Source organism: Stenotrophomonas sp. YJH_SMC_17, assembly GCF_059371655.1.
The window spans coordinates 235,512-247,446 of the sequence record NZ_JCAFUU010000005.1 but is presented as its reverse complement, the minus strand read 5'-3'; the positions used below and the strand labels follow the sequence as shown (position 1 = coordinate 247,446).

The 11,935-nt window shown below is 69.1% G+C and carries 5 protein-coding genes; 2 read left to right on the top strand and 3 right to left on the bottom strand.

From position 1 onward, the window contains the following. Entirely contained in the window at positions 1–2,040 is a 2,040-nt protein-coding gene (locus AC5P8Z_RS15505) for an FUSC family protein (protein ID WP_495229446.1), read from the top strand. A gap of 94 nt (positions 2,041–2,134) precedes the next feature. After that, complete coding sequence (locus tag AC5P8Z_RS15500; protein ID WP_295566380.1) at positions 2,135–2,533, top strand: hypothetical protein; 399 nt, start codon at positions 2,135–2,137, stop codon at positions 2,531–2,533. A gap of 384 nt (positions 2,534–2,917) precedes the next feature. Here the strand turns inward: AC5P8Z_RS15500 and recD are convergent, their stop codons facing one another. From recD to recC, 3 genes are read right to left on the bottom strand one after another with little or no spacing between them, the layout of a single operon-like run. After that, positions 2,918–4,798 (bottom strand): exodeoxyribonuclease V subunit alpha, encoded by a 1,881-nt coding sequence (gene recD, locus AC5P8Z_RS15495; protein ID WP_495229445.1) that lies wholly within the window; start codon positions 4,796–4,798, stop codon positions 2,918–2,920. Further along, on the bottom strand, positions 4,795–8,475 hold the full coding sequence (recB, locus tag AC5P8Z_RS15490) for an exodeoxyribonuclease V subunit beta (RefSeq protein WP_286070425.1): 3,681 nt from the start codon (positions 8,473–8,475) through the stop codon (positions 4,795–4,797). The genes recD and recB overlap by 4 nt, the downstream gene beginning before the upstream one ends. Then, entirely contained in the window at positions 8,472–11,819 is a 3,348-nt protein-coding gene (gene recC / locus AC5P8Z_RS15485; protein WP_286070426.1) for an exodeoxyribonuclease V subunit gamma, read from the bottom strand. The genes recB and recC overlap by 4 nt, the downstream gene beginning before the upstream one ends. Positions 11,820–11,935 lie beyond the last annotated feature (116 nt).

The window sequence follows — 11,935 nt, the reverse complement described above, 5'->3', positions numbered from 1 at the left end:
ATGAACGCGCTGACCGACCGCCAGGCCTGGCTGTTCTCGATCAAGACCTACCTGGCCGCAGTGGCCGCGCTGTATATCGCCATGGCCGGCAACCTGTCGCGCCCGTACTGGGCGATGGGCACGGTGTACATCGTCAGCCAGCCGCTGCTGGGCCCGACCCGTGCCAAGGGCGTGTACCGCATCGTCGGCACCCTGGTGGCCGGTCTGGCCACCCTGCTGGTGCTGCCGGCACTGGTGGAAACGCCGCTGGTCCTGAGCGCGGCGATGTCGATCTGGCTGGCCGGCTGCCTGTTCATGGCCCTGCTCAACCGCGGCCCGCGCGGCTACGCGTTCCTGCTGGCCGGCTACACCACCGCCTTCATCGGCTTCCCCGCAGTGACCTCGCCGGAAACCATCTTCGACACGGTGGTGGCGCGCAGCGAGGAGATCATCCTCGGCACGGTGGTGGCGGTGCTGTTCGCCTCGCTGCTGTTCCCGGCCTCGGTGCGCCCGATGCTGCGCGCCCGCATCGGCAACTGGATGGAGGACGCCGCGCAGTGGTGCCGGCAGATCCTGGAACGTGGCCGTGCACACGCGCCGCGCAACCGGTTGGCCGCCGATCTGGTGCAGTTCGAGGCGCTGATCGAATTCCTGCGCCGCGATGATCCACGCCATGCAGGGTCGGCGGTGTCGATGGAGCGCCTGCGCGAGCGCATGCTGCTGCTGTTGCCGGTGCTGTCCTCGATCGCCGACCGCCTGAGTGCGTTGCGCAGCGATGGCCAGGCGTTGCCGGAAGGCCTGCCGGAGCTGATCGACGACATCCACGACTGGCTCGACGGGCCGACCAATGCCAGCGAGTACGCCCGCCTGCGCGCACGCATCAGTGCGCTGAAGCCGCAGGTGGACCGCGACCTGCAGCACCTGCAGCTGGCCAGCCTGCTGCTGCGCCTGGAAGAACTGGTGGACCTGTGGCAGGACTGCCGCACCCTGCAGCACGCCATCGACCACGGCACCGCGCCGCTGGACCGCGCGCACTACCGCATCCGCACCGAACGCGTGGCCGCCGACAAGCACGTCGACTACGGCATGGCGCTGTTCTCCGCGCTCAGTGCCGGCGTGGCACTGATGAGCTACTGCGTGTTGTGGATCGCGCTGGGTTGGGAAGGCGGCGGCAACGGCGCGATGATGGCCGCGGTGACCGCCGCGTTCTTCGCCGCACAGGACGATCCGGCACCGAGCATGGTGTCGTTCCTGGTGTGGGCGATGGTCGCCTCGGTGGTGGCCGGCGTGTACCTGTTCGGCGTGTTCCCGGCCGTGCACGACTTTGGCCTGCTGGCACTGGTGCTGGCGGTGGCGTTCCTGCCGCTGGGGCTGATGCTGCACCACCCCAAGAGCGCGTTGTTCGCGCTGCCGCTGACAGTGAACCTGGCCGCGCTGCTGAGCCTGCAGAACACCTACAGCGCCAACATCCAGACCTTCCTCAACTCGTCCATCGCAATGTTCATCGGCATTGGCTTTGCGGTGGTGATGACCCGCCTGTTCCGTTCGGTGGGTGCCGAATGGACCGCGCGCCGGCTGGTGCGGCAGGGCTGGACCACGCTGGCCGAAGCCGCCGAAGGACGTGGCCAGCAGGACCGCCAGCGCTTCGCCGCACGCATGTTGGACCTGCTCGGCCTGCTCGCCCCGCGCCTGGCGGCGACGCCGGAGGGCAGCGACATCGCCTCGGTGGACATGCTCAACGAGGCACGCATCGGCCTGAACATCCTGCAGCTGCGCCGTGCCCGCCTGGAGCTGCCGGAGCGCAGCCGCGAGGCGGTCGAGCACATCCTCGAGGAAATCGCCGCGCACTACCGGCGGCAGATTGCCGCGCGCAAGCCGATGGTAGCGGCTGAGGCGCTGCGCGAGCGGCTGGATACCTCGCTGGGCCGGGTCGGCAGCGTGGCCGCCTGCAAGGCCCGCGACGAGGCGCTGATGGGCCTGATCGGCCTGCGCTTCGCGCTGTTCCCCGAGGCGAAAGCGTTGGCGCCGGGGTTGTCGATGAGCGCAGCCGCACAGCCGTAGCGCGATACCCTGTGCGTCCACAGACCCCGTTGCCGGGGTCGGATCCTTCGCCCCGGGCGAAGGCTCTGACCCCTGCTCTGCACAGGAAGCTCCAATGAGTTACGACATGATGGTGTTCGAGGCCAGCGCCGCCCCACGCGAGGCCGCGGCGTTCATCGCCTGGTTCGAAAAGCAGACGCAGTGGAACGAGCGCCACGAGTATGACGACCCGGCCGTCAGCAGCCTGGCGCTGCAGGCGTGGTTCGCGGAGATGGCGCAGGAATTCCCGCCCCTGGACGGCCCGTTGAGCAACGACGGTGATGATCGCGCCGAGGTGACCGAGTACAGCATCGGCCAGGAGGTGATCTACGGTGCGTTTGCGTATTCGGTGGCCGAGCGCGCGCATGGGCGCGTGCAGGACCTGGCCGAGAAGCACGGCGTCGGCTTCTTCGATGTGAGTGCCGACGAAGCAGCGATCGTGTTCCCCGATGGGCTGGTGCTGATCGCGGAATGACGGGGGCGGCAGGGCTGCACCCTGCACCTGCCGAATCAACGTCAACGTCAAAAGCGGGTATTCCTTGGGATGGCGGGGTGGGTCCGGTTGAGGGGGACGCCGTAAACCCATCCATGGGGGCTTGGTCGCGGCATCCATGCCGCTCACACCCCCTCAACCGGACCCACCCCGCCTTCGACAGTTTCCTGCGAGCTGTCGGCACGGCGTTCTGTTCTGGTGGGTGTCGACCTTGGTCGACACGGTAGATCCACGGCATGCGTGGATGAACGTCGGAATGATCGAAGTACGCTGTTGTAGAGTCGAGTCATGCTCGACTGCTTCTGCCTGGCGATCAGGTGAAGGGGTCAGATCCCGTTCCCGATGGGAACGGGATCCGACCCCCGTTCAGAACAAGGTGCCCTGCACGGTAGGCTGTTCGATGCGCGCCGGTGCTTCGGCCACCGCTTCCGCACCCAAGCGCCAGGCCAGGCCACCCAATCGACTGGCGTGGCGTTTCAATGCGGCCTGCAGCACCTCTGCGCTGCCTGCTACGTGCAGGCGTTGGCGGGCACGGGTCAGGCCGGTGTAGACCAGCTCGCGCGACAGCACGCGGCTGTCCTGGCGTGGCAGCTGCAACCACACTTCGTCGAACTCCGAGCCCTGTGCCTTGTGTACGGTCATCGCGAACGCGCTTTCGTGCGCGGGCAACGCGGCCGGGTGGAAGGCACGTGGCTGCTCGACGGTATCGCCGGGAAACCAGGCCACCATCGCGCCGCTGCCATCGCGCAGGCAGATGCCGATATCGCCGTTGAACAGGCGGTGCCGATAGCTGTTCTCGGTGACCAGCAGCAGGCGGCCCTGGAAGTAGCCTGGGGTGTTGCCGGCCAGTAATTGCTCGATGCGGCTGTTGAGCCCGCGCGCACCCTGCGGGCCCTCGCGCAATGCGGTAAGCACGCGCAAGCGGCCGGCCTGCTGCAGGGCAAGCACCGGATCGGCAGCCTCGGCCAACCCGCGCCAGTGCCCCAGCAGATGCTCACGCTGGCCACGCAATGGGTCGGCCTCACCTTCGTGGAAATGCACGCCGGCCAATGCACCGCCGCGCAGCAACTGCAGCGCGGTGCCGCTGTCGCCCTCGCGCACGGCGTGCGCCAATGGTACCAGGTCCAGCGCATCACTCTGCCGGTAACCGCGTTGCAGCTGCACACGGCGCCCGGCGAAGGCGCGTGGCGCGGCCTGCGGCTGCAAGGTGGCCGGCGCGAGCAGGCGGTGCAGCGCCTGTGCGTCGTCGGCACGGGTACCGATGCCATCGCCGCTGGCGCGCAGGATCGCGCTGAGCACATCACCGGCCTCGACCGACGGCAGCTGGTCGGGGTCGCCAAGGAGAATCAGGCGGGTGCCGCTGGCGATCGCGTCGACCAGCTTGGCCATCATCGGCAGATCGATCATCGAGGCTTCGTCTACCACCACCACGTCCACCGGCAGCGGATTATCAGCGTGGTGGCGGAAGCGCGGTGAATCGGGAATCACCCCGAGCAGGCGATGCAGGGTGGTGCCGGTACTGGGCAATGCCGCGCACAGCGTCGGGTCCAGTCCTTGTTGCTGCAGCCGTTGCACGGCCACGCGCAGGCTCTCGGCCATTCGCTCGGCGGCGCGTCCGGTAGGCGCGGCCAGCGCCACCGCGGGCAGCGGTTGGCCGGCCTGCCGGGCCTGTGCCGCCAACAGCAGCAGCAGGCGCGCGATGGTGGTGGTCTTGCCGGTACCAGGGCCGCCGGTGACCAGCGCCAGCGGGTGGCGCAGGGTCACGCCGGCTGCGCGTGCCTGGTGATCTTCACTGGTCACTGCCTGCGGGAACAGCTGCGCAAACAACGGCGCCAACGCCGTCATGTCCGGCGCCGGCAGCGGATGCCGACCGATGCGCTGCAGGCCGGCGGCCAGCTGGCGCTCGTACTCGCGGTAGCGGCGCAGGTACAGCAGGCCGTTTTCCAGCACGAGCGGCGCGTCCTCGGCGAGGGCGTCGGACTGCTCGGGTGTCGCCACCCATGGCGATGCTCGCAGCTGGGCAAGCCAGTCCTGCGCATCCGGCCATTCCGGTACGCCCTCCAGCAGGCGCTGCGGCTGCGCCGGATCGAAACCGGCATGGCCCTGCGACACCGCCAGCGAGGCCAGCGCCGCCGCCAGCGCCACGCTCTCGGGCGTGTCGTCGCGCAGCCGCATCAGGCTGGTCGCCAACGCATGGTCGAGGGTGCGCAGCAGGCCCTTCCGGTGCAGTTCCTTCAACAGGCTCATGCGCTGGCTCCACGGGCACGCGCAGCCAGTTCGGCCTGGGCCTGCTCGCCACCGGCGAACAGCGCGTCCAGCGCATCTACCAACGCCAGCGGGAAACGATCCACATGCACGCCATTGCCGGCCGCATCCAGGCCGCGGCAGAACAGGTAGCGGATGCCGCCCATGTCGCGCTCGTAGTCGTAGGCCGCGCCCAGGCGGAAACGCAGCCAGCGATGCAGGGCCACGGTATAGATCAGCGCCTGCAGGTCGTACTCGCTGTGCCGCATGGCAATGGCCAGCAGGTCCGGACTGTAACCGGGCAGGCGGTTGGACTTGTAGTCGAGCACGTACCAGCGCCCGTCGCGCACGTAGGTCAGGTCGATCATGCCGGTCATCAGCCCTTCCAGCCGGCGGCGCTGACCGAAGCCTCGACGACCACTGGAAACGCCGTGCGCATGCAGCACCTGCAGCAGTGCCGGCACGGTGGTCGGCTCGATGGCGAAATGGAAGTCGATTTCCGCGCGGCGCTCGCCTTCGGCCAGGCTGTACAGGGCGCCGCCTTCGGGCAGCGGTACGGTCAGCGTGTGGCCAACCAACGGCACCAGCACCGCCACGCCATCGTCCAGATCGACATCGGCATAGCCTTCGTCGTGCAGCGCCTTGCGCAGTACCTCGGCCTGCCCCTCGGGCGCTTCCATTCCCGGTTGCCAATCCGCCCATGCAGCGAAGTCGACGTTCTCCATGGCCTCATGCAGCACGTTGCCGAAGCGACTGCCCATGAAGCGCGGATCGAGCGGTGCACTGTCTTCGGCGGCCGCGGTGGGTTCCGGCAGGGCCGGTTCCAGCGGCAGTTCCGGGCCAGCCGGTTCGTCGGCCGCCGGTGCCGGCAGCTCGGTGGCGGCCGCTTCAATATCGTCGCCGGCGCCCGCATCGGCATGGGCCAGCTGGGTAAAGCTGTAAACCCACCAGTCATGCGGCACGCGCCGGGTCAGTGCACGCACGGCCGGAAGCTCACCTTCCACCTCGGCCGCCAGCTGCGGCAGCGTGGCCGGCGCCTCGCTGTCGTCGACATGTACATCGGCATGTGCGCGCAGCCCCTGCAGGTCACCCAGCAGCGGCGCCAGGCGCGTCCTGCCGAGCCCGGCCAGGTCGCCCACGGCGATCCACAGCGCGTGCTCGGCACGGGTCAGGCCGACATACAGCAGGCGTGCATCTTCGGCACGCTGCTCGCGTTCGCGCTGCGCCGTAGCTGCTTCCCAGGCCTCGTCCTTGTCCAGCTTCCAGTGCAGCTGGCGCTGGCCGCCCACATGCACCGTGCAGTGCGAGGCGGTGTTCGGCGCACCGCCGTCGATGCCGACGAACGGCAGGAACACCAGCGGGTATTCCAGGCCCTTGCTCTTGTGCAGCGTGATGATCTGCACGCGGCGCGCGTCCGATTCCAGGCGCAGCAGCTGCTGCTCGTCATCCTGGTCGGCGCTGGCCATCTTCCCCTGCAACCAGTCCAGCAGGCCGTGCATGCCCAGCGCCTGCGCGGAAGCTTCCTGCAACAGTTCACCCAGCTGCAGGTAGTTGGTCAGGCGGCGTTCGCCGTCGATCAGCGCCAACAGGCGCTCGCCCTGCGCAGCACAGACGTCGGCGATCACCGCGAACGGTCCGCCGCGCTGCCAGCGTTCGCGCCAGTGCAGCAGCTGTGCCTGGAATCCGCGTTGCAGGTCGCCCTCGCGTTCCATCGCCGCAATCGCGCTTGCGCGCTGGCCGAGCAGTACCGTGGCCAGCGCTGCGCGCAGGCGGCCCTCGTCAGCCGGTTGCAGTAGTGCCAGCAGCAGCGCACGGAGATCACGCGCTTCAGGCGTGGAAAACAGGCTCTGCTTGCCGGCTGCCACTGCCGGAATGCCGGCCGCGGCGAGCGCGCGCTGCACCAGGGTGGCCTCGCGATGCGAACGTACCAGCACCGCGATATCACCCGGCTGCACCGGTCGCCCGCGCAGCACGGCGTTGCCGGCCCGCGCATCGACCAGGGTCTGGTGGATGGCGGCGACGCACGCCTGGGTGGCCGCGTCACGGGAGGCGTCGGCACTCATTGCCTTGTCGCCACCACTGCGCAGCACGTGCAGGGTCAGCGCGATGGCAGCGCGGCCATCGCGCAGGTAATCCTCGTCAACGCGCACGCCACCGGGCCGCACCCGCTCGAACTGGATGTCGCGTTCGAGGAAGGCGTCTTCGCCGCCGTTGTCATACAGTGCCTGCAGCGCGCGCAGCACCGCCGGGCGCGAGCGGAAGTTCTGGTCCAGTACCGGCGCCTGCTGCGCCACCTGCTTGGCCTTCAGGTAAGTGTGGATGTCACCGCCGCGGAAGCCGTAGATCGCCTGCTTGGGATCGCCGATCAGGAACAGCGCCGGCGCCAGGCCGAGTTCACGCACCTCCGGCGAATTGCCGAACACGGTGTGGAAGATGCCCCATTGGCGGTCGTCGGTGTCCTGGAACTCATCGACCAGCGCGATGCGGTACTGCGCGCGCAGCTGCTTCACCAGTGCCAGCCGCTGCGGGCCTTCCAGGGCCAGTGCCACGCCATCGATCAGATCGTCGTAGGTCTGCACCCGGCGGGTGCGCTTCAGTGCCTGCAGGCGGTGCGTGGCTTCGTCGCGAAGCGCGTGCAGGAAATTCAATGCGGTGGCCCGCAGCCAGGCATCGCGTTCGGCCAGCAGCGCGACATAGCGCGCCAGCGGCACCTGCAACGGGGATGACGGCGTGCGCCCGGCGAATTTCTTGTTGGTCTTGGCGGCCAACGCCTCCGGCAGCAGCGCCGGCAGGCGTTCGCTGGCCAGCAGTTCGCGTGGATCGGCACGCTCGGCCCAGGCCAGCAGCTGCCGGCCCAGCGGGTGCAGCCAGCCCAGCTTGTACGACACGCCGTTGATCCACTTGTTGTCGACGGCATCGCAGAGGTCGATGAAGAACTGCTCGCCATGCGCGCGCACGCTTGCCGACAGTGCTTCCGCCGCGCTCTGCAGGGCCGGATGCGGATCGGGCAACGCCACCGGCTGCGGCAACGGATGCAGTGGCGGCGCGGCCAGCAGCGCGCGCAGATCGGCAGCCAGCGCGTCCGGGGTGGACCACAGCCAGGTCAGCGGTTCCAGCGTGGTCGGGTCGTTGGCATGCACCCGCCACAGGTCCGCCGCCAGCTCCTCCAGCAGTTCACGATCGCTGGCCAGCAGTTCCGGCGGGTCGAAGGTGTGGCCGCTCTCCAGCGCATGCTCGCGCAGCACGCGGGTGCAGAAACCATGGATAGTGAAGATGGAGGCCAGGTCGATCTCGTCGGCGGCCACCTGCAGGCGGCGCTTCAGTGCGGCGGCGCTTTCACTGCCCTCCTGCAGATGTCGCTGCAGCACCTCGCGGGTGAGACGCACGTCCGGCGCTTCGCCCTCGGCCGGTTCCAGATCGACCAGCCTCGCGGCCAGCGCCAACCGCTCGCGGATGCGCTTGCGCAGTTCCTGGGTGGCGGCGTCGGTGAAGGTCACCGCCAGGATCTGGCCGATACGCAGGCCCTGCTCCACCACCAGGCGGGTGAACAGCGTGGCCAGCGTGAATGTCTTGCCAGTGCCGGCGCTGGCTTCGATGAGGCGGATGCCGTCCAACGGCAGTGCCAAGTAAGGGTCGCCGACCATGGGCACGATCGGCTCGTCTGCGATGGCACTGTTCATGCGCCATTCTCCCGGCGTGATTCGGCCCCAAGCGTGCGGCCTTCGCGTACCGCGCTGAAGACCACCTGGCTGTTGCGCAGCAGGTCAGCATAGCTGGCATCGGTGGCGAACGGGTCTGCGCCGCGCAGCAGCAGCTGCCAGGCGTCGCTGCTGGATTCACCCCAGGTGCGGTCGCTGCCGTGCCATTGCTTCCAGCCTTCGCTGCGCTGTTTTTCTATCGGCGCGTTGTACAGCACCCAGCCGGTATACGGGGCAAAGCGCAACGGCTCGCGCAGGCCACGCTGGCGCAGCTGCAGCAGCGCACGCAGCGCCGCGCGCGCAGCCGGAACGCTCAATGCCGGAAGCACATGCGGGCCGGGGCCGGCGTCGCCACCATCGTGGAACTGCACCAGCGGCAGCGCGTCGCCAGCGGCGTTGGCCAGCAGCCAGTCCAGGCCCTGGCGGATCACCGCGTTGCCGTTGAGGGTGCCCGCGCGCAGGCGCACCAGGCCTTCGGGATGCCGATCGGCCACGCGGCCGTGCACGCGCACCCCGTCGATCTCCACTTCGTAGCGACGGCTTTCCAGTGGTTCGCCCTGCATCCAGCCCAGCAGCGCACTGGCATACGGGCGGGTTTTCAGCTGCTCCACCTCGAACTGGCGCTCGCCCAATGGACCCGACGGCAGCAGTCCACGCGCGCGCAGGCGCGGGTACAACGGCTCGGTATCGCCGCTGAGCGTGGCGCGTACCACCGCCGCCTGCACGCTGCGTTTTTCCGGCCCGCGCGACGACAGCACCAGCGGTTCCAGGTCATCCACCTCCTCGACATCGTCGGCCAGGCGCAGGCCCAGCGACTGTGCGAGGAACTGCCCGGCCGGGTCGCACAGGAAGCGGCGCAGGGTATCGAGCGAGACCTCCTCTTCCACCGCATCGTCGAGCGGCGGTGGCAACGGTGCGTCGAACCACGGCTGCAGGCCACCGCGCTGGCCGGTCAGGCGACCGGCGGCCGGATGCCACTGGCGGCGATAGCTAAAGCGGCGTGGATCGCCATCACCGAACGCGGCTGGCGAGAACGGCTGCAAGGCGTGACGCACGGTGAAGTCGCGGACCGCCGCAGGCGGATCGAGGTGATACGCGGCGGCAGCATCGATCAGTTCGCTGACCAGCACCGACGGCTCACGCACGCTGCCATCGCGCGGGTCGGCGCCGAGATAGCTGAGATAGAACACCTCCTGGGCGGCCGCGAACAGCTGCAGGAACAGGAAGCGGTCATCCTCGCGGGTAGAGCGGTCGCCCGGACGGCGGCGCGGCGTATCCAGCTCGGCGGTGAGCTGGTTGAGACCGGCGGCAGGGTCGCGGCGCGGGAAATCGCCATCATTGAGACCGAGCACGCAGATCACCCGGAACGGCAGCAGGCGCATCGGCACCATGCGGCCGAAACTGATGCCACCGGTCAGCAGCGGTGCGCGCGTATCGGCCTCCCCCAGTACGCCGGCGAAGTGCGAACGCACCACCTCCGGCGGCACGCCGTCTTCGAAACCGGCCTTGGCGGCATCGTCGGCGAACTGGTTGAGCAGCTTGCGCAGGCGCTCCAGCGCGCGCTGGCTGTTGGGCGAGCTGGGCGCGGTGGGCAGCAGTGCATCCAGCAGCGACAGCAGGCGCTGTCGCCACTGCGCCGGTGTCAGCAGTTCGCCCAGGCGGCGCTGGTAGATGGCCAGCACCCGCAGCAGGCGCAGCAGCCGGTCCAGCGCGTCCAGCGCGCCGCCTTCCAGTTCGATCCACGGCGCCACGCCGGCCAGATCGGCCTCGCTGCCGGTGGCATGGCCGAGTACCAGCCGGTCCAGCGCGAACTGCCAGGTGTAGGCATCGTCGGCCGGCGCCTGATGCTGGTCGCGATGCCTGGCATCCAGTCCCCAGCGCGCACCGGCCTGCTGCAGCCAGCCGTGCAGACGGTCGAAGTCCACCGCTTCCAGCCCGGCCGCCTCGGCCAGCGGCGCGCTGGCCAGCAGATCCAGCACTTCGTTCAAGCCAAAGCGTGAGACCGGCAGGCCCAGCAGATGCACGAACACGTCGGCCAGCGGCTCGCCGGCCAGTGGGCTGCTGTCAGCCAGCGCATAGGGAATGTGTTCGTCGTCACCGCCGCGGCCACCGAACACCGCTTCCAGGTACGGCACGTACGGATCGATATCCGGCGCCAGCACCGCGATCTCGCGTGCCTGCAACGGCGGGTCGAAGCGCGGGTCCTGCAGCAGGCTGCGCAGCTGGTCGTGCAGCACCTGCAGCTCGCGCAGGCGGGTATGGCAGGCATGCACCTGCAGGCTGGGATCGTCGCTGCGCAGACCGTCGCGCAGCTCGCCCGAGGGCAGCGCGCGGCGGTGGAACAGATCGCGCTGCAGGCGATGCAGCAGGCTGTCGGACAGGCCGCCTTCGTCCAGGGTCGGCCGGGTGTCCTCCTCCGGATCGGAATAGGCGGCGATCTCGCCGGCCGGGTGCACCACTTCGTAACTGCCCAGCACCGCCATGAAGTCGCGGCCGGCCGCGCCCCAGGCTTCCAGCAGGCGGTTCTCGCCGGCCGCTTCGCCGAAGGGGTCCGGCGCGCCGCTGCGCAGGCGCTCGGCCAACGTCTGCAGGTCGCCCCAGTACGACTGCACCGGGGTGGGCATGTAGAAGTGCAGTTCGCCCACCCGTGCCTGGGTGGCCATCACCCGCAGCACATCGGGCGAGATGTTGAGCGTTGCGAACGCGGACATGCGCGGCGGCAAGCCCTTCGGCAGCGGCTGGCCAGCACCCTCGAACCGATCCAGGTACTCCTGGATGCGCCGTGCGCGATAGTCGTGGCCTTGGGTGATGGTGCGCCACAGGATCGCCTGCGGATCGGCCGGATCGGCGCCGGCCGCCCAGCGCAGCAGCCAGTCGCGGCGCCAGGCCTGGTACTTCTCGAACACCGAGGCCAGCTCGCCGGCCAGCGCCCACGGTTTCAATGCGTCGTCGCCGGCAAGGTAGGACTGCAGCGCGCGCATCGGTGGCTGCGCCAGCAACGCCGGGTCGCGGAGCGCCTGGTACAGCCTCCAGTGCAGGCCGGCGGCATCCAGGTCGTCCTGCTCGCCGCTGACATTGGCCTTCAGCGCGCGGGCCACGAACTCGCCCGGTGTGAGGAATTCGAGGTTGGCGGCGACACCGAACTCGGCGGCCAGTGTCGCTTGCAGCCAGCGGCGCATCGCCACCTGCGGGATCAGCACCACTTCCGGTGCCAGCAGCGGCTGGCCCGGCACCGGCGCACGCACATTGCGCGCCAGCAGCGCGGCCAGCACGTCCAGGGAGTTGGAATGGTAGAGGCGGAAATCGCTGCCTGGGTCACTCATCATGCACAGTGTGCAGGACGACAGGCAGTATTCAATGGTGGGCGCACCACCAGTACGGATTGTTCCGGGCCTCTGGCCGATTGTCCCGGCCTGCGCCAGGCCTTGTCGTGCAACAATAC

Coding starts and splice junctions, on each gene's coding strand:
- AC5P8Z_RS15505 (WP_495229446.1), top strand. CDS start 1: ATGAACGCGCTGACCGACCGCCAGGCCTGGCTGTTCTCGATCAAGACC.
- AC5P8Z_RS15500 (WP_295566380.1), top strand. CDS start 2,135: ATGAGTTACGACATGATGGTGTTCGAGGCCAGCGCCGCCCCACGCGAG.
- recD (WP_495229445.1), bottom strand. CDS start 4,798: ATGAGCCTGTTGAAGGAACTGCACCGGAAGGGCCTGCTGCGCACCCTC.
- recB (WP_286070425.1), bottom strand. CDS start 8,475: ATGAACAGTGCCATCGCAGACGAGCCGATCGTGCCCATGGTCGGCGAC.
- recC (WP_286070426.1), bottom strand. CDS start 11,819: ATGATGAGTGACCCAGGCAGCGATTTCCGCCTCTACCATTCCAACTCC.